The organism is Candidatus Zixiibacteriota bacterium, assembly GCA_021159005.1.
Taxonomy (GTDB): domain Bacteria; phylum Zixibacteria; class MSB-5A5; order UBA10806; family 4484-95; genus JAGGSN01.
This window is the reverse complement of sequence record JAGGSN010000073.1, coordinates 1-19000: the sequence shown is the minus strand read 5'-3', so window position 1 is coordinate 19000 and position 19000 is coordinate 1. Positions and strand designations below refer to the sequence as shown.

The window sequence follows — 19000 nt, the reverse complement described above, 5'->3', positions numbered from 1 at the left end:
AATGAGGGTTAGGAGGACTAAAGTGATCGAGTATGATGTAGAAAGTCAAACGTACGCAAGAATGAAAGTGATTGGTGTCGGCGGCGCTGGCGGCAATGCTATCAATCGCATGGTCGAATCAGGTTTAACCGGCGTGAAATTTATTTCCATGAATACCGACAGCCAGGCGCTTGATTACAACAAGGCTGAAGAAGTAATACAAATTGGCAAACGGCTAACTAAGGGTTTGGGCGCAGGCGCCAATCCGGAAATCGGCAGACAGGCCGCTGAGGAAGATATCGATAATATCAAGGAAGCCGTTAGCGATGCCGACATGGTATTCGTTGCCTGCGGTATGGGCGGCGGCACCGGTACCGGAGCAATACCATTAGTATCGAAATGCGCTCGTGAACAAGGCGCTTTAACTGTTGGAATAGTCTCTAAGCCCTTTTTATTCGAGGGTACTAAAAGAATTATGCGCGCTAAAGAAGGAATAAAAATTCTTCGTGAATGTGTTGACACATTGATTATAATACCGAATCAGCGGTTATTGAAAATACTCGACCCTACCACTCCTCTCGATGAATCATTCCGTAAAGCCGATGAAATATTGTACTCAGCAACTAAAGGCATTGCTGATTTAATCACCCGTCATGGCATAATCAATCTCGATTTCGCTGACGTCAAAACCATTATGTCTGAAAAAGGCGATGCTCTTATGGGAACAGGTTTCGGCTGCGGCGAAAGCGGCGCCTCTTTAGCGGCTAAGATGGCTATCAGTTCACCCCTGCTTGAGGATATTGATATTTCCGGCGCCAAAGGAGTGCTGGTAAATATCACCGGCAGCAAAAAGATGACAATCACGAATGTCAATGATGCTATGGAGTCGGTTTATGCCGCTGTTGGCGGTGATGCCAATATCATTTTCGGCGCCGTTATCGACAACAACCTTGATGATGAAATCTATGTTACCGTTATCGCCACAGGTTTTGGCAACAATAATGATTTCGCAAATAAAAAAGCCGTGCCCGGCACTCTTTTCGAGGGCAACGATGGAGGATTACAGCCGCCTGTTCCGAAAAAGAAAAATAAAGTCATAGAAAAAAGCCGCATCTATGATGAAATCATGAACAAAGGCCATGATCCTCAAAACATCGAAAAGCCGGCTTTTGAACGCTATCGCAAACCGGATAATACCGATGATGGCTGGCAGCAGGATGATTTGATTTAGATAGGCGAGCTATGTATCTAAGGGTTGAATTCATGTGGTTGGCGGACGTCCTCGTCTGCCAACCACGCTGATGCACGAGGACGTACACCAACAACATCAACGCGTAGGGGCGTATTGCATACGTCCTCTTACTGTCAAGCACAAATATTACCTATAGATACAGGCTAAAATATTCAATTGTAAAATCCGGGTTTGTATGCTTAGGAAAAGAGCCGGATAATACTCCCTATCCAATCATTTATAAGAAACTGCACGCGCCCGATAAGCAATGATATGCGAGCCATTACGGTATAACCGAAATGCGCCCCGAATGATATCATAATCATCCAGATGCCGACTCGTGCCGTGCCGCCGAGTATGCCTTTGTGCTCTTTGGAAAAGTAGAAATATATCAGGGTTGAAATTACGCCAACCACTACAACTAATGCCAGCATAAAATTGCCAAACCCAAGCTGTGGATTCAAAGACAACATGGTTGACTGCAATTGGGGAAGCACCTTGCCGTGCAGTTCGGATAGCAGAAATATGCCGGCAGTGTTGCCCATAACAAAAGCAAGCGAAATACGACTAACCCAATGGTAGTTTTTTGTAAAACGGGAAAACATCAACGCGCCCAGAAGGCCGGGGAAAACCAACCACCATTTGCCGTTATTAAGCATAGGGTCAATCATCTGCTGGATTATAACCGAGTGCCATATCAAGCCTACATAGTAGCCAGCGGATAAACCAGCGAAAATATGCTCGGCAAATTTGTAGAACGCATTGTCCTTGTATAGAAACGAGAAAAGCGATAAAGTGAAAAAGGCAATTATCCAGATTTGAAGGAAATCAACTAAGCTCATGAGGTCTTCCTCCGTCCCCGCCCGCTTTTTTCGATAAGGAATATAATATTGCCGGCAATTACGGAAAGTATGATAAACAGATGCACCAGCGATTGCGCCGTCATACCCTTAGAGGCAAAGCCGATTTCCTTTACCAGCATTTCATATTCGGCCGCGCCTTTCATTCCTCCCAGCATGCCGGTCATCTGCCCCGCGCCGATATAGGCATAAAACCGGGGCGCCATAACCGCGGTAACTCCGGAACCGACCCGGATGTTGTACTGAGCATTTACAATCGAAATCCAATAATCTACTATTCCGTTATCTGATACTACATAAATAAAATCGATATCATCATAATTTTTTATATTCTTCATCATGGGAATTTGCGAAAGCGGTGTACCGGTATTATCTGTCGGATAAATAATATCGATGGAACTTCCCATACCCTTAAGAACCGCCACATAATTAGCCTTATAGCCAAGATTAACGAAGTCGATACCGTATATTTTGTTGTATTCTTCGGCTAATTCCCGAGTAACGCGCTCGGCAATTGACGGACCTCCAAGCGGAACGGTTGTCATAGTCAGTACTCGGCAATCTTTACGGAAAAGATGATGCAAAGCCGCTCGCGACATTGGCTCTGTTTCAGCCAGTGTCGAGGGGTAATAATCGAATGTTAGCAAAACTGTTGACGAGTCCGGCAATGAATCTACTGCCTCGAATAATTGCCGCGCTTCCGGAGAAATCATTATCGGCAGTTTAAGAGTGATAAGCACAGGGAATATAACATATAAGGCAACCGATAAATATATGTATCGCCTATCGCTGGTTTTAAAAGCCAGATACAACAAAAACACGCCCGCTAAAATCAGAAGAATGTATGCCGCAACTATCCAGAAACTCATCTGCTATTTCCCCATATATGTTCGTTCGATGCCAAGCATAATACGCAATGACATTGCCGCCGCGCCCAGCGCAGCGCCGATTATAATACCTCGCTGAACCGCCAGATTAGCGCCGTTCATGATATAAGTATTTATCAAGTCAGGCAGAGAGGGATGTATGCTTTGCAGAGCAATTTCACCCATCGGCACTCGCCACAACATAACAAGAGTTGCGGTTATCAGAAGCAGAGTCGCTTCTGTGTTGCGCGCCCGAAAAGCCCTGAATGCCGCCGAGGCGATATAAAATGCCAGCATGGCAAACATGGTAGACATCATCGGAGCATCGAGGTAATTAAACAGCCAGTCATAAATCGAACCCGGATTGGTGCCAAACAAGCTTGAAGCACTCACAGGTAGAACCGCCGGTATAGCCATCGCAAAAACAGAGATAAGCAAAGCCAGCTTGTAAATCCAGCCATCGCTTTTACGTTGAACCGCTTTATAATTGACCCTGACAATTGAGACTACGCCTAAAAGCAAAGTGAAACCGCCGACAATTGTTACCCAGCTTAATACCTCTGCCTCCATATTGCCAAGCGCGCTTTTTTCAGGGTCGAAGAAGAAAGCTAAAATCATCACAAAACCGGAAAGAAAAGCTATTACTATCGGGACAGTAGTTTTCATTTACACATTCTCAAATAAGGCAAGGTACCAGTCGCCAATATCAAAACTGGCGAGAATGATACCGATTATAACTAAAATAATGAACATGACCTTCATCCAATCCTGCCCTTTTAGCCCGCCCAAAAGCAGCGGTTCACGGGACAAGTAGGCTGAGGCTGCATACAGTTCCTCGCCCATAAGGGTATAATCGCAGGCGGCAATGAAGAACGGCAGTTGCGCCGGTTGGGCTGTGCCGGCGATTTGAATCGAACCGGCGGCATTGCCGGTTTCGGCTAAAAGCAATGATTCGGCGAAAAATGCGCCCATATAAATATTTGTAGCGGGACGGTCGCGCATCATCATGCCGTTCACCGTGGCGGTAAAGGCAAACTGCTCGCCGGCTACATACCGCACGATGTCTCGGTTGTAGGCATCCTGCTTGCCCGCCTCGATATATGCCTGCTCGACTATTTCCTGTCCTGCCGCCAGCACCATCGGATAACGCACCGGTACCATAAGCGGGGTATCATAGCGGGCGGTAATGCGGGCAACACGGCCGAGAATCGAGATGCCGGCAATTGTCTCTATTTCATCGATCTCCTGTATTCCGGGAATAAAGAGCACCGGCTTGCCCATCTCGGTAGCTCTGCCAACCGCCTCTTCGACTTCATCAAGCCCCGCAATCTTTCTGATAAATAACTCCTTGCCGGATTTCGCCCATTTAGTGTAAATCATTATCACAACAGAAAAGATTACCATAAGAATAAGCGCATTTATTCGGTTGTAGCGAAACGCCGAACTGCTTTCTTGTTGTTGATTGGATGAACCTACAACAGCAATAGCTTGAAGCGAATCAGCTATCACGCCTGATGAGGAATCGATTGACTCGACAGCGGCAGAAATATCAGAGCCAACCGTAATGGAATCAGCCCATATCGGCGAAATAAATATACAGATAGAAAATGCTAAGGCTATGATAATACTGGCGAGGGTTATTTTGTCATTAATTAAAGTCGTATAGCGCACGGCGTATGATAACAAAATTATTGCGAAAGTCAATCGGGAATTTAATAATGAGTAAATCTGAGTATTTCTGATTTCCTCCGACTTGAAACTCTTTAATTAGATTACAATTAATTTGTTGACAATTATTACCATTTTAATATATTGTATGTAGGGAGTTTTAAGCATCAGGAGAGAAGCTATAAGGTGATAGTTAAACTATGGAGGTTGTATGTGTACGCTGCTAAAAAACGCTTTTTTCTTGTCTGTTCAAATTTCGATTTTATTGGTATTGAATGCATCAGCAAGAATTATCAATATCCCGGCTGAATATTCGACCATACAAGAAGGGGTTTATGCCTGTTCATTCGGCGATACCGTGTTGGTGCATCCGGGAACTTATACTGAAAATGTTGTTATTGATAGTGTCAGCATTATGCTGGGATCATTGTTTTTAACTACCGGCGATACGAGTTATATACAATCAACTATTATTGATGGTGATTCATCCGGTTCTGTGATTAGATTTTACATTTGGGGAGATAGCACTTCGATTATATCAGGATTTACACTTACAAATGGGGCTGGCGTATATGGCGGCGGAGGAGTCTACTGTTATGGGTCGCCTCTTATTAGCGGTAATATTATTTATAACAACAGAGCGTCGCGAGGCGGCGGTATATTCGTTAGCAGCGGTAATCCTTTAATTTCGAATAACGTAATAAAAGATAATCATGCTACAGTTGCCGGCGCTGGGATTGTTTCGTATGGCGGAGCTTGTATAATTGCAAACAATAGGATTTATGACAATATTTCAACTCATTACGGAGGTGGTATTCATATTGAGGATTCGGGAATTGTAACACTGCTTCATAATGCTATTACCAATAATTTTTCCGAGCATAATGGCGGCGGTGTTATATTCTATGCTGAGGGAAGTGGTGGAATTGTAATTGGTAATCTTATTGCCGATAACACTTCCGCTCATAACTCAGGAATAGGCTTTTCGCATGGTGATTACCATCTAACAAACAACACAATTTATAATAATGGCAGCGATTCAATTGGACTTGGCTTTTTTCAATGTTATGCTGTTTTAACAAACAATATTATCTGGAATTATGCCGATCATGAAATAGTAATTTACGAAGGGGAAAATGTATCAATTACATATTCGGATATCCGGGGCGGCTGGGAAGGTGAGGGGAATATCAGTGAAGACCCGCTATTCTGTTTTACCGATACTGCTTATTATTGGCTGGCTGAAAATTCTCCTTGCGTTGGCGCTGGAATGTATGGTGTCGATATCGGCGCTTTTGGGATTGGCTGCGGCGAGCAAAATGGAATTTTGCAAAATGATAAGTTATTGCCGACAAGCTTTTCCCTATATCAAAATTATCCCAACCCCTTCAATCCTGTAACTACAATTTCATTCACAATTCCAAGCCCGCAATTTACATCGCTCAAAGTTTATAGCATTATTGGCAGTGAAATACAAACGCTTGTAAATGAATATAAGCAGGCTGGGTTTTATACCTATCGTTTTGATGCATCAGATTTTTCCAGCGGCATATATTTTTATCGTCTGCAAGCAGGTGATTATGCTGAATGCAAGAGAATGATGCTGCTGAAATAAACTGGAGACACTCGTTTATTTGTTTATCTCTCAGGATGGAACTCGCCGCGGCGGACTCCTGAGGCGGCTTGACCACCGGGCTGGTATAATACATACTAAAATATTGCGCCGTATCGATCTCAATGCTGTTGCAATTAGCCAACCTTTTAAACTCTGCTTACCAAGCAGCGTTTGGTAACCAGAGCAAAAACCATAAAATTTTGGGGAATTTCCTATACAGATAATTATTGACATTATCTTTGTAGGCCTTTATCTTCTTACTATTATGTTATGTTTTTTACTAATAGATTGCCGGAATCAACTGGCTGTAAATACATTAATTGCATCGATCGACCGCGGCAACGCTAAGCTGTTATCGGGTTATTGAAATCGATTAATTGAAATAAAGAGAGGTTGTTATGAAACTTGCCAATAGAATGTCGCGATTGGGAACAGAGACCGCCTTTGTTGTTTTGGCCAAAGCCAAACAGCTTGAGGCGCAGGGAAAAGAAATCATTCATCTCGAGATTGGAGAACCCGATTTCGATACCCCTAAAAATATCATTGATAAAGCGGTCGAGGCTTTAAATAGTCATTGGACACATTATGGCCCCGCGGCAGGTTTGCCGGAGCTCCGTCAGACAATAGCCGATGAAATTAACCGCACCCGCAAGTTAAACATGAAACCTGAAAATGTAGTGGTTACTCCCGGCGGCAAGCCTGTTATGTTTTTTGTCATGCTGGCTTTGGTAAATGAGGGTGAAGAGGTTATTTATCCAAATCCCGGTTTCCCCATTTATGAATCGGTCATTAATTTTATAGGGGCCAAAGCTGTGCCTATTAAAATGCGCGAGGAAAAGCAATTCCGTCTGGATGTTGACGAGCTGATTTCGCTGATAACCCCTAAAACCCGTCTGATAATTATCAATTCGCCTCAAAACCCAACCGGTTCTGTCCTTACTAAGGATGACCTGAAAGCTATTGCGGATGTCTGTATAAAAAATAATATATATGTATTATCAGATGAGATATATAGCCGTACCATTTATGACAACGAGTTTAACTCCATTACCGCCAATGAGGGCATAATTGACAACACGATTATACTTGACGGATATTCCAAAACTTATGCTATGACCGGCTGGCGTCTTGGCTATGGTGTAATGCCTGCCGATTTGGCTGAACAAGTAGCCAAATTACAGACTAACTGCAATTCCTGTACCGCTTCTTTCTCACAAATTGCCGGCATTGAAGCAATCAGGGGCGACCAATCCAGCGCCAACAAGATGGTAGTCGAGTTCAAGAAACGCCGCGAGGTTATAGTCAATGGGCTGAATGCTATCGATGGCATCGAGTGCCAGAAACCCGAAGGCGCTTTCTATGTGTTCCCGAATATAACAAAATTAGGCTTCACCTCATCAGAGCTGGAAAGCAAACTGCTTTATGAAGCCGGCGTAGCAGTTCTGGCCGGTACGTCCTTTGGCGCATTCGGTGAGGGATATTTACGGTTTTCCTATGCCAACTCGATTGAAAATTTAGAGAAGGCGCTTGCTAAAGTTAATGCGTTTGTAAAAGGCTTATAGCACATCAAAAACGATGCTGCTTCGATTGCATAGAATCTAAAACGTAGGGACTTCCGTCTCAGGCAAACGCCCCCTATGCGAATAAGTATATATATTTCTTCACTACTGTCCGGACTTTTGTCCGCCTTAGGCGGATACAATAGTGATGTCATTCCCACACTGCCCGCGTCATTCCCCCGCCATCGGCGGGGGAATCCAGAGATTGGTTATGCCGACATTTCCTGCCTGCCGGCGCCCGCCTGTCTGCGGACACGGGGCGCGGTGTTTTTGTTATCCACCATTGGTTTAACATACAACTTTCTGGATTCCCGTTTTCATGGGAATGACGTAAATTAATAATCATCGAATCAAAATCGATTTCTGAAATTTAATTCCTCCTGTCGGCGGACAGGCATGAAATATTATGCAAAGCAAAAAGTAGAATATCGATGTTTACTGGAATCGTCCAACATCTTGTTGCTGCTTATATTATAATTCAAGAAAGTTTCGCCTTACTATATATTATTGAAGAACTAAATCGAAAAGACCGGACAGTAGTGATATTTCTTCATTTTTCAAGGAAACTTCTACAATTTTGACCTTGACTGCCACAAGCTAAATTATTAGATTGCTGCCTAATTGTCTGGAACCCTTATGCAAAAGGAAACCGCTTGAAATTGCTTAGATACTACTCTACGCTGGCTGTGTTCTTTATATTCATTATTACTATCAAAACAAACGCTATTCAAAGACTGGTATTGGTCGAGATGCAAACATCAACAGAAAATGAATTGAACTGTTTTGAGGCTGACATGACATTGAATCAGCTATTTCAAGATTACCCTGATTATTTTATCCCAATAGTCTATCATGCCGGCCAATACTATCCAAATGACCCATTTTACTGTTATAATATGTCGGAAAATACCAATAGGATATACTACTATCCTCCTCATGGCGATGGCTATTACTACACTCCTTATGCCTGGATTGACGGAGTTATCAGGGGCGGTTTTGAGTATAATACGTGGGAATATATGACAACAAGCCGCTATGAGACAGATTCACCGCTTGAGATAGACATAAGCGGCGAGTTCCGCGAATCTGATAAGGTTGGGAATCTGCAAATAATAATAATAGCCCATGAATTATTTAACTGGCAGGAACTCAAGCTAAGAATAGCCTTAACGGAAGACAGTATCTATTATGAAGCGCCTAATAATATATTATGGCATAACTATACTATGCGGGATATAATTCCCGATACGCTTGGCGTTCAATTCAATATTTCTATTAATGATACGCTGGAATTTAATCAATCATTTTCTTGTCCGGAGTCATTAAACTTTCAATTCTGCCGCCTTGTAGTTTGGGTTCAGGATGACCAGACTAAGGAAGTTTTGCAGACTGCCGTAATAGATGTAATTGATATGGAAAATCCAGCGAGTGTTGTTGAAACAGGATTGCCCGTTAATATCTACCTTAAGCAGAATTATCCCAATCCTTTTAATGCTGGTACTGTTATTAATTATGTTATTGATAGCGAAAGAATTGTCGAAATTGATATTTACAATCTTGCCGGACAGAAGATTAACACGCTTTATAAAGGCTCGCTTAGCTCCGGCTGTTATCAGGCTGTTTGGGATGGAACAAATTTAAATGGCGACAGAGTATCCAGCGGCATATATTTTTATCGTTTGACTTCCGGAAATAATATTTTAACGCGGAGAATGTTGTTGTTGAAATAATATTCTCATTAAGGATTTTATTGTAACGGATTCAATCACTAACACATGAAGGTATATTGCGGGTCAATTTTTCAGAGCATAAGCCAGCAGACGCTCAGCATCTCTGAAGCGATAGTTATTTGAAGGCGAACCAAGTATCACAGCATTAACATGTTTCCCAAAACCGTTATCAGCATCAATGGCAAGACAGTAGCCAGCGCGACTGATATAACCGGTCTTGCCTCCATTTATTTTCCATTTGCTGAATAATAGACGATTAGTATTATACAATGTGGTAGTGTATTTTCGATTGAAGGGCTTATATTGATATATCTTTTTCGAGGAAATATCGGCGATTATTTCATTATTACAAGCCGCTTGAATAAGTTTAACTAAATCTGCGGCAGTTGACATGTTTTTTGCATATCTGCCGGTTGGGTCGGCAAAATGAGTATCATTCATGTTTAAACTGTCGGCCAGGTCATTCATCAATGAAACAAACTCCGCTTCTCCGAGACCGGTTGACCTGACTAAAGCTCTGACAGCGGCATTATCAGACCGTATCAGGCACAGGTGAAGGCAATCATTAAGAGTAATATGGTCGCCGTTATATAACCTCGACCGGCCAGAATCGTTCAAATCCCCTTTAGTAATAACTATTGGGCGGTGCAAATCGGGATTAGTACTTAGAAACACTAAAGACGCTGCCAGCTTGGTCAGGCTGGCAATCGATAACTGCATATCCTTATTTTTCGAGAATATCACCTCGCCCGTTTCAGCATCAACAGCGATAGCGGCTCTGGCTTTCAGTCCGAGCCTGCCGGGAATTATCTTGTTAAGAAATGAGCTAACAAGACTTTCATTGTGGTTCGGGAAATAACCGGCATTAAAAGGGGACGACGTAGCTGACACATAGTATGAATAAGACGCCGAGACACACCAAAGCATAATTATTATGACAAGTATCTTTATAACGCTGAATCTTTTTATCTTGCTTTTCATAGTTCCATTTGCAGCAGTTCAGACATCAGCTTGGCGCTTTTAACCGCCTGGCCATGATGGCAGTTATTAAAAAATAAATACACCTTATCGGTTTGCTTTCTCAATTTTTCTATTTCATTCAACCAATCGGCAAGTTCTTCTTTTTTATAATCATAATTATAGCGGTCGCTGCCTTTTCTCGGCTGCCACCAATCGATTTTGTTGCGGCCATGAAAGCGCACATATCCGATGCGCGTTGTTGCCAGTCCTTTGGGAGGAAACATACGCTCAAGCTGAGGCTCATCCACGCAGCAAAACCCGATTTCGTTGTCTTTTAGCGAAGCGTACACCTCCGGTTTATCCCAGCTATCATGACGGAATTCAACAAAAAGCGGAACCTCGCCAAAATAGTTTTTACCATCGAGAAGATAAGCAAGGTTAGCAGATGAAAATTTAAACGACCATGGAAATTGAGCCAGCAAGCCATGCAGCTTTCCCGATTCATAAACCGGTTTGACTGCTTCGTTGAACAGCTTCGAATTAGTGTTTAAGTTTTTTCTATCATGAGTAAACGAATGATGAGTTTTAATTATGAACTCAAAATCATCAGGCACTTTCTTCTGAATATTATAAAACACGGCCGGATGAGGAATACGGTAATAAGTTGAATTTATTTCAACTGTTCGAAAATGTTCTTTATAATAATCAAGCATTTTCCCTTTGGGGATACCGGACGGGTAAAATATATCGATCCAATCAGCGAACGAGTAGCCTGATGTGCCGATTAGAATTTTTGCAGGATTCATCTTAACTATTAGTACCTCATGTTTTACTTTTACTGGCCAATGATTATTTTCACCTGCGCAACTTTTAATGAGGCAACTTTTGCTTTAATCGCATATTTTTCACCATCATATACCGCCCACAACAGGTAATCGCCGGCAGGAACATCGCCAATAACAAAATTTTCCTTATATGCCGGACTGGAATATGCCAAGCTATGGTAGCTTTTCGCATAAGAGAAAGGAGTTTCTGCCGGCGCTGGTTTTTCCACTCCAAAAATTTTCACATCATTTATAAAATTGCCGGCAGTATCAGCGATTATACCGGCGATTGTTCCGCATCCCGGCAAAGGCTTTTGCCAAAGTTCAGGATTAACCGGTTCATTCGGAACATTCGAATCATCCATTTTGGATAACGAAACCTCAAAGTATAAACATTCTCTGACAGCTTTACCTTTCCTGCCAACAAGGCCTATAATATCATACTTTGATACTCTCTGCCCAATCCAGCGAGCAACTTTTTTCAGGTGATGATAATGCGCATATACATAATAATTCTTATACCGGGTGTCGCATTTCAAAACAACATGTCCTATCTTTCTATTGGTATAGACAATAGTGCCATAATCGACAGCCAAAGCTTTCACTCCTTCTGAATTATTATATAAGCATCCCTGATTCTTAGCTGAACTGCCGCAGATTATTGAACTAAACAGATTAGTCTGGTCGAGATAATTATTTACATTCGGAGATACCGGCCTAATCAGCCATTGATGAGCCGGTTTTTCAAGCTTACCAAATTCAGCCTGCACTGTCGGGTAATTATTAGGCGCCGGAATTTTTTCTTTCATTCTATAAAGCCCGTAATTTGTGCCGGCAAAGATATTACCATCGCCCGATTGAGCCAAACAGTTTATATTATCGCCATAGAAACCGGATGTTTTGCCGAAAGTTTTATACGATTGGCCGTCATTATCCGTAAAAGCAATTCCTTTATACGTTGCCACCCAGAGCTTCCCCTTGCGGTCAATTAATATATCATGAATATAAACTGACGGCAGCCCGCGAGAGATATTTACCCAATGCTGCCCTTTATCATCAGAATAGAAAAGGCCGTTATCACAGCCGGCATACCAGTATTTTTCATTCGCCGCAACCGTCTTAACTTTGCAGTCAGGCGCGCCTTCATCGGTATATGACCCGGTAGGGGAACAATTAATCCAGTTGCTGCCTTTATCAACAGAGTATGAAAAACCATGAAGCGTACCGGCAAAAAACATATTATCCCGGATTACCAGATCATAAATATATTCTGATGCCAGCCCTTGCCCTTTATCAATGGTTTTAAATATATCCTCTGAATATTCCATATCCGGCGTGATTTTATCTTTAAAATGAATAATCCCATCAGAGCTTGGGATATAAGTTGATTCATCATCAATAATAACACTGACGGGCAAAGCGGATTTGCCGCACAAAAAATCATTGCCAAGCCGCTGCCATGTATCGCCGCCATCATCGGATACATTTAAGCCATCACAAAGAGTTGCCAGTATGATATAGTCATCATCCCAATCGCCGCTGATAATATAGTCTGCAGATAAACCGGAACTATCCCCCGTGTCAGCTTTAAATTGCCGCCATGTCTGGCCGTTATCTTTCGAGAAAAAAGCGCCATCGCTGTAAGTGCATACAAAAACCTCATCCCCTTTGCAGGCAATATCAAGAATGTGCGCTTGGCTTAACCCCTCGCTTAGCTCAATTCGTTCCCAATATTTCAATTCTTTTTCGCCGCAGGACAGTATTAGCAACAAAGCGAAAAGAAACGATAAATATCTATGCATCCTATACCTCAATCTTTTCCATTAACAATGCTATGAAAATAATATATACTGCCTTCTGTAGGGGCGTATTGATTATGCCCTTAGACTGTTGGCAAAGTAATAACTTAAGCATTAAGATCACTGCTGTCCGGCCTTTTTCATAGAATTCTTTAAATAATACCCAACAAGCGAAACTTGCTTAATTATCAACCAAAAGAACAACAAGACGTTGGGCAACTCCGACACACATCGACATTGCACCTTTTGTTTTGTATAATATTTCATGATTAGATTATAGAAGCCGATTCTGATTCGATGATTATCCAACTTATTGTCATTCCCGTGAAAGGGCTTGTTGAAAAACCCGGTTTTAGGGGTGATTAATTTTATTCTGGGACGTTTGTTTCGCATATTACCAATTTATACTTATTGGGATGTATTACCCGCAAAAAGGCTATAATTGCGCGTATGACGACATTATATAGCATATTGGAATCATTCCAAGGCCAAAAAAGGCCGATCAACTTCTTAAGGTTGATTACGGCAGCGATCAAAAGGCACTGAACGCGCATTTTGGACAGACCACGACGCCAAGCCCGCCTGAGACCATGCCACTGTTTGGCTTCTGCAAATACGCCCTCAACAGACGGCGCCCGTGATCGATACAATTGCTTAAAAGCCTCGGTTTTTCTATCCGTTCGCAACCTTACTAAAGATGCATGATATATGCTTACATTAACACAACGCTGAGAGGCCTTAGTACAACACGATTTCAGTTTACATTGTTTACAGGCCAAAGATGAACCTCGATATTTTCGGCGATCCGGATGACCAGCCATCCTCCCGACATTATTAAGTATATGACCCCCAGGACAAATAAATACATCCCGCTGTTCATCATATGTAAAATCTTCAATTGTAAAATACTGAGTACCGGTGCCGTTGCGAGGCAAACGCGGCGGACTGATAAAACGAATATCTCTTTCCTCAAAACCCGCACTGTTCTCCCCGCTGGCATAGGCTGAATCAGCACAAACAATATCCGGACTTATACCTATTTGTTTTACGGCTTGATCCACAGCATCAATCGCGTCAGAACCCTCAGTGTAATTCGCCGGCGAAACAGACAAACCTACGACAACCCGATTACTATCATCGACTACTGTTTGCTGCTTATAGCCGGGTTGTATAGTACCATCAGGGAAATGACCGAATTGAGCATCGGGATCAGGACTATCATCCTTGCCCGTACGATTTTTGTCAAGGTCGGCTCTAATCGTAGTCGCATCAACATGCAATACCTTACCCTCAATTAAGCCCTTAGCCTTACATTGAGCAATGCTTTGCTCAAATAAAGCGTCGAATACCTCGACCCCAAAACGATCTAAAGCCCGCGATAAGGTAGAATGATCCGGAAGCTTCTCATCAATATCATACCCAATAAACCAACGATACGCCAGGTTTACCTGCACCTGCCGCATCAAGTCCCGCACATGGGCTATTCCCTCAATCGCCTGAAGTAAAAACAGGCGAATGACTACCTCCGGATCAATCGAGGGTCGCCCATTGTCCTGGCAATAATGCTCACGCACCGCCTCGTGAATAAAACTTAAATCCAAAACCCTGTTCAGACGACGAATAGGGTGATCCTCAGGAATTAACTGCTCCAAGGGCGGCAGAAGCATCATCCTGGTTTGTATTTGTTCTTTTTTTGTTTGCATGATATTCTTTACTATATCCAATAGCATTAATCAAGGGGTTTTTCAACAAGCCCGTTCGCGGGAATGACATCGAGTATAACATCCGCCTAAGGCGGATAAAAAGCCGGACAGTAGTGCATTAAGATAATATATGCACCACGCGTAGGGACGTGTTGCAATACGCCCTTCCTCTTATTGCCAAGCAGCGCTTGACAACAAGAGGAAAACAGGATTACATTCCAAATCATGCTTATTACTCCATCAAATGCAGCCAGTCTCTTAATAGAAATGTCGTTCGTCCTATCAATAATGAGATTCGAGCCATCACAGTAAACCCGAAAGTAGCGCCGAAAAATATCATCAAGAAATAAATACCGGCTTTAGCCGCTATGCCAAACGCTCCTTCATGTTTTTTAGAAAAGTAAAAATAAATCAATGTCGTTATCAAGCCCACTAAGATTATCACCGCGTTAAGAACATCCCCGAACGAGGCGAGTCGGGCAAATGGCGATATAGTCGCTTTCATCTGAGTCAGAATATACGACTGCATATTCGCCGGTATAAACACGCCGGCTCCGAAACCGATATACAATGCCAGCGCCGGACGAGACAACCAAGCATGTTTCGAGGAAAAGCGGGTAAACATCAAAAGGCCGAGAACTACCGGAATAATCGCCAGCCAATTGCCGTGAACGAACAGCGGGTCCCAGATTTTCGGCACTACCGTATCATTAAAAGCTATCACTATCAGGAAGCCGACCGAAATCCCCACTAAAAGATGCTCGGCAAATCTGTAAAACGGGTTGTCGCGATATAAAAACGAGTATAATGCCAGAGTCAGAAAAGCGGCGACCCATATACCTACGGCTTCCATCGCTATGCCTTTCTCTTTCTTTTAAGCATGAAATATCCAAGGTTGCCGATTATTACAAAGATAACAATTGTGAAATGAGCGATACTCTGCGCGCTCATTCCCAGGGAAGCATCGCCAGACCTGTTAATAAGCTGTTCATATTCGGCGGCGGCTTTAAGTCCCGGAATCATACCGACAATCTGCTTTTCCTGAATGAAAGGATAGAATGTCGTAGCCATAACGGCGGTAATCGCCGGGATAACCGCTTGATGGTATCTTGCATTGGCGTAATTTATCCAGTGAATGGGTGTGTCGTCATCCGAAACCGAAATTACTAAGCCTATATCGTTATAGTTGCAAACCTTTTGCATCAAGGGAATTTCTTCGATCGGTATGCCGCGAAAATCTTTGGGATATACGCGAGCGATATTTTCACCCATGCCCAGGATGCCGGAATTGTACTCCGGCCTGTAACCTAAAAACACGAAGTCCTCGCCCTCGATACAGCCAAACTCGCTGCCGGCTTTATGGAAAGCCTTATTGCCGATAGTTGCCCCCTCAGCGCGAAAAGCGGTTCCTATTACCTTGAGATGGCGGCTGAATACATGATGCAAAAGCGCTGTCGCCATCGGCTGCATCTCCGGCAGAGTGGCGGCATCATGATCGAACGAGAACAGAACTATAGAGCTTTCGGGAAGCTCCTCGATATAATCATAAGCCGCTTTTACCTCACGAGTGATTTTATTAGGCAGGCTGAAATTGAAAATCAGCGGTATGGCAACCGAAAGAAACATCAGGATAAAGATTACCCGCCTGTCTATTGCCGATATTTTATACCAGAAATTCATCATGTTTTACATCCGATAAAGAGCGCTTTACTTATTGCCGCAACTATAAAAAAATAAAAAAGTAGAGCAGGAATCTCCGACTCCTGCCTATTTAAACTGACTATGAATGTATTTTGGGACATCGTTTGGTAATCAAGGGGCGTATGCAATATGCCCCTACGCGAAGTTATTAACAAAAATAAATTGCTTCTATAACAGCACATCAGCTTTTCCCCAGATATGTTCGTTCGACTCCGAGAATAACTCTCAATGATGTGGCTATTGTCCCCAGGCCTATGCCTATAAATATTCCCCGTCTGGCAGTCATTGAGGGGACTGTCAGTATCCAGTCGGCGATTTCGGGAAAAGACGACCAGATATAATCGCCAAGCGGCACCCGGCCTATCATAACCAGTATGGCGGCTAATAATAGCAGGAACGCCTCGGTATTTCGAGCCTTGAAACCGCGGTATGCCGCCGAGGCTACAAAGAACGCCAGCAATGAAAATACGGTTGCCTGCATAGGCGCCTGCATATAGTCGAAAATCCAGACAAAAGGCGTGCCCTCATCTCGGCCCCAGATCAAACCGCTTAATGCCATCACAAGCACGCCGGCAATAGTAACTATATTGTAGCCATAGCCCGATTCCTTACGGGAGATTTTCTGAACATGGTATTTAATCATGCCGGCAACACCTACAAAAAGGGTGAATATAAAAATCGTCTGAGTCCAATCGACAGCAGTCTCATAGACGCTGGTTAAAGCGGGCGCAAAAAACTGTATCAGCATAAAGGCGCCGAAACAGAAACATATTATTGTCGGTATCTGTCTTCTCATATTATCTTATAGTTAGCCACTCAAGAAAAATATCATTGCCTATTATAGCTAATACCGCTCCTATTATTATAATAACGATTATTATCAGCTTGGTATAATCAGAGCCTTTCAAACTTCCAAGAACCTGCAAATCCTGAGACAGGTAGCCGGAGGCGGCAAACAGTTCCTCGCCGATTAGCACATAATCGCAGGCGACAATGAAGAATGACATCTGGATTGACGAGTCGGTGCCGGCAATCTGCATAGCACCGATTGAGTTGCCGGTTTCGGCAAGTATCAGCGATTCCGCCTCGAAGGTGCCGAAAAACAGGTTGGTTGCCGGTCGTTCGCGAAGCATGATGCCATCGACTGCGGCGGCATAGCCAAATTGCGAATCGGTAACAAAGAAAATATTATCAGGTTTATAATTTTCGGGATGTCCGGCGCGGGCATATCCCTCATAGGCAACCTCCTGAGCAACAGCCATAGTAACCGGGTCGTTATTAGGAAATATCAAAGGCGTGTTGTAGCTGGCAACTTTTTCAATCACCGAACTGAGTATATTCATGCTGGCAATCGTAGCCGGTCTCTGCATCGTGCCTCGACCCGCCGAATAGAGAATCGGCTTGCCCATCTCGGTCGCCCGTCCGATTGCCTCATCCACGGCATTCAAGCCGGCGATAGGTCTGGTATATAACCTGCCTCCTTTTTTGCCCCAGAGAATAAACGCGCCAACCAGTATGCCGGTAATTAATAATCCGATAAGCACATTAAGCCGTCCGGTATGAAACCAGCTGCGTTTCGGGCTGAATGGACCTTGAGAAGCAGAGAATGTTTCGCCGGCTGCGGCGGCGATTTTTATCCTGTAATAATAGCTGATATTGTTATCGAGATCGCTATCGGTTTTCGAGCCTTTATCATCGACAATATCAAATATATCAGTAAATGAACCAGCCGGCGTTGTTGCCCTCTGAAGCGTATAACGATAGCCGAAATCCGAAATATCTGTTTCCAAATTGAGAATGTTCCAATTGATTATCAGTACCCGACCGTTATCGTTGGGCTGGTCGGATATGGTAATATCTATAGCGGCATTTGCGTTTGATATTGCAAGTAGTGATATAAGTACAATTAAAATTCGCCAGACTTTTAACATGCGGCTATTGTAGAATATGATTTAGTTTCTGTCAAGGATAAATGGGGGTTTGATTGATTCTACAACCACATCCCCTCTGGTTACCAAGCGCCGCTTGGTAACCATGAGGGCATATCTGTCTGAGGTCGATACCCCTGCGTATTAGCTCTCTGGTTACCAAGCACTGCTTGGTAACCAAAGGGTGTCCGCCTGAGGCGGACGCCCTTACGTATTGTTATTTAATTAACGCCGGCGAAATCGTAAACCGTGTCTTCTATGTTCATAGCATCATCGGGAGTTTCGACTGTTTTCTGTCCCTGGCCAAGAGGATAGATTAAACCAACCCGAACGCCAATATATACATCACCAGCCCAAGCTAATATGCCGGAGACGCTCCATCTCATTCCAGATTCACCCATCGACGATTCATAACCGCCCATAGGAGAAATACTGAAATCAGTAGAGCTTGAAGAACCGTCCCACAAATAGCTCTGATATTGGGGGTCTGTTACTTTAAAAGTCCATGAACGAATATGAAAGCCTACTTCTGCGCCGCCATACCATCCAATTTTGCCGGGTTTAAGATAATACTTAG

The 19000-nt window shown here is 43.3% G+C and carries 17 protein-coding genes; 4 read left to right on the top strand and 13 right to left on the bottom strand.

The annotated features are described in order from the left end of the window. Nucleotide 1: 1 nt before the first annotated feature. Nucleotides 2-1210: a cell division protein FtsZ gene (gene ftsZ / locus J7K40_04420; GenBank protein MCD6161643.1), complete on the top strand. Its 1209-nt coding sequence runs from the start codon at nt 2-4 to the stop codon at nt 1208-1210. 200 nt (nt 1211-1410) lie between these two features. On the opposite strand, the gene J7K40_04415 is transcribed toward ftsZ, so the two are convergent. Genes J7K40_04415 through J7K40_04400 form a run of 4 tightly spaced genes read right to left on the bottom strand, consistent with a single transcriptional unit; the run spans nt 1411 to nt 4622 of the window. Beyond that, nucleotides 1411-2052 carry a hypothetical protein gene (locus J7K40_04415; GenBank protein MCD6161642.1) on the bottom strand — a complete coding sequence of 214 codons (642 nt, stop codon included), beginning with the start codon at nt 2050-2052 and terminating at the stop codon, nt 1411-1413. After that, nucleotides 2049-2939, bottom strand: a complete 891-nt coding sequence (locus tag J7K40_04410; protein ID MCD6161641.1) for a hypothetical protein — start codon at nt 2937-2939, stop codon at nt 2049-2051. Before J7K40_04410 ends, J7K40_04415 begins: the two co-directional genes overlap by 4 nt. Before the next feature lie 3 nt (nt 2940-2942). After that, complete coding sequence (locus tag J7K40_04405; protein ID MCD6161640.1) at nt 2943-3602, bottom strand: hypothetical protein; 660 nt, start codon at nt 3600-3602, stop codon at nt 2943-2945. Continuing rightward, the gene (locus tag J7K40_04400) at nt 3603-4622 is read right to left on the bottom strand and encodes a hypothetical protein (GenBank protein ID MCD6161639.1); all 1020 of its coding nucleotides are present in this window, start codon (nt 4620-4622) and stop codon (nt 3603-3605) included. Between the two features lie 193 nt (nt 4623-4815). Between J7K40_04400 and J7K40_04395 the strand changes: the two genes are divergently transcribed. From J7K40_04395 to J7K40_04385, 3 genes are all read left to right on the top strand, one after another. Then, nucleotides 4816-6219 carry a right-handed parallel beta-helix repeat-containing protein gene (locus tag J7K40_04395; GenBank protein ID MCD6161638.1) on the top strand — a complete coding sequence of 468 codons (1404 nt, stop codon included), beginning with the start codon at nt 4816-4818 and terminating at the stop codon, nt 6217-6219. Between the two features lie 398 nt (nt 6220-6617). Further along, nucleotides 6618-7781: a pyridoxal phosphate-dependent aminotransferase gene (locus tag J7K40_04390; GenBank protein ID MCD6161637.1), complete on the top strand. Its 1164-nt coding sequence runs from the start codon at nt 6618-6620 to the stop codon at nt 7779-7781. A 650-nt stretch (nt 7782-8431) separates the two neighbouring features. Continuing rightward, nucleotides 8432-9508, top strand: a complete 1077-nt coding sequence (locus tag J7K40_04385; GenBank protein ID MCD6161636.1) for a T9SS type A sorting domain-containing protein — start codon at nt 8432-8434, stop codon at nt 9506-9508. A gap of 63 nt (nt 9509-9571) precedes the next feature. Here the strand turns inward: J7K40_04385 and J7K40_04380 are convergent, their stop codons facing one another. The 9 genes from J7K40_04380 to J7K40_04340 form a co-directional block, all read right to left on the bottom strand. Continuing rightward, on the bottom strand, nt 9572-10489 hold the full coding sequence (locus tag J7K40_04380; GenBank protein ID MCD6161635.1) for a D-alanyl-D-alanine carboxypeptidase: 918 nt from the start codon (nt 10487-10489) through the stop codon (nt 9572-9574). Continuing rightward, complete coding sequence (locus tag J7K40_04375; GenBank protein MCD6161634.1) at nt 10486-11274, bottom strand: DUF72 domain-containing protein; 789 nt, start codon at nt 11272-11274, stop codon at nt 10486-10488. The genes J7K40_04380 and J7K40_04375 overlap by 4 nt, the downstream gene beginning before the upstream one ends. Nucleotides 11275-11303: 29 nt before the next feature. Then, the gene (locus J7K40_04370) at nt 11304-13094 is read right to left on the bottom strand and encodes a peptidoglycan DD-metalloendopeptidase family protein (protein ID MCD6161633.1); all 1791 of its coding nucleotides are present in this window, start codon (nt 13092-13094) and stop codon (nt 11304-11306) included. A gap of 365 nt (nt 13095-13459) precedes the next feature. Then, a complete protein-coding gene (locus J7K40_04365; protein ID MCD6161632.1) occupies nt 13460-14794 on the bottom strand; it encodes a transposase in 1335 nt (444 codons plus the stop codon). A 232-nt stretch (nt 14795-15026) separates the two neighbouring features. Further along, the gene (locus J7K40_04360) at nt 15027-15647 is read right to left on the bottom strand and encodes a hypothetical protein (protein MCD6161631.1); all 621 of its coding nucleotides are present in this window, start codon (nt 15645-15647) and stop codon (nt 15027-15029) included. Between the two features lie 2 nt (nt 15648-15649). Further along, nucleotides 15650-16477 carry a hypothetical protein gene (locus tag J7K40_04355; GenBank protein ID MCD6161630.1) on the bottom strand — a complete coding sequence of 276 codons (828 nt, stop codon included), beginning with the start codon at nt 16475-16477 and terminating at the stop codon, nt 15650-15652. 199 nt (nt 16478-16676) lie between these two features. Further along, nucleotides 16677-17291 carry a hypothetical protein gene (locus J7K40_04350; protein ID MCD6161629.1) on the bottom strand — a complete coding sequence of 205 codons (615 nt, stop codon included), beginning with the start codon at nt 17289-17291 and terminating at the stop codon, nt 16677-16679. A gap of 1 nt (nt 17292) precedes the next feature. Then, on the bottom strand, nt 17293-18426 hold the full coding sequence (locus tag J7K40_04345; protein ID MCD6161628.1) for a hypothetical protein: 1134 nt from the start codon (nt 18424-18426) through the stop codon (nt 17293-17295). A 218-nt stretch (nt 18427-18644) separates the two neighbouring features. Further along, a partial coding sequence (locus J7K40_04340) for a hypothetical protein (GenBank protein ID MCD6161627.1) occupies nt 18645-19000 on the bottom strand: 356 nt, incomplete at its 5' end.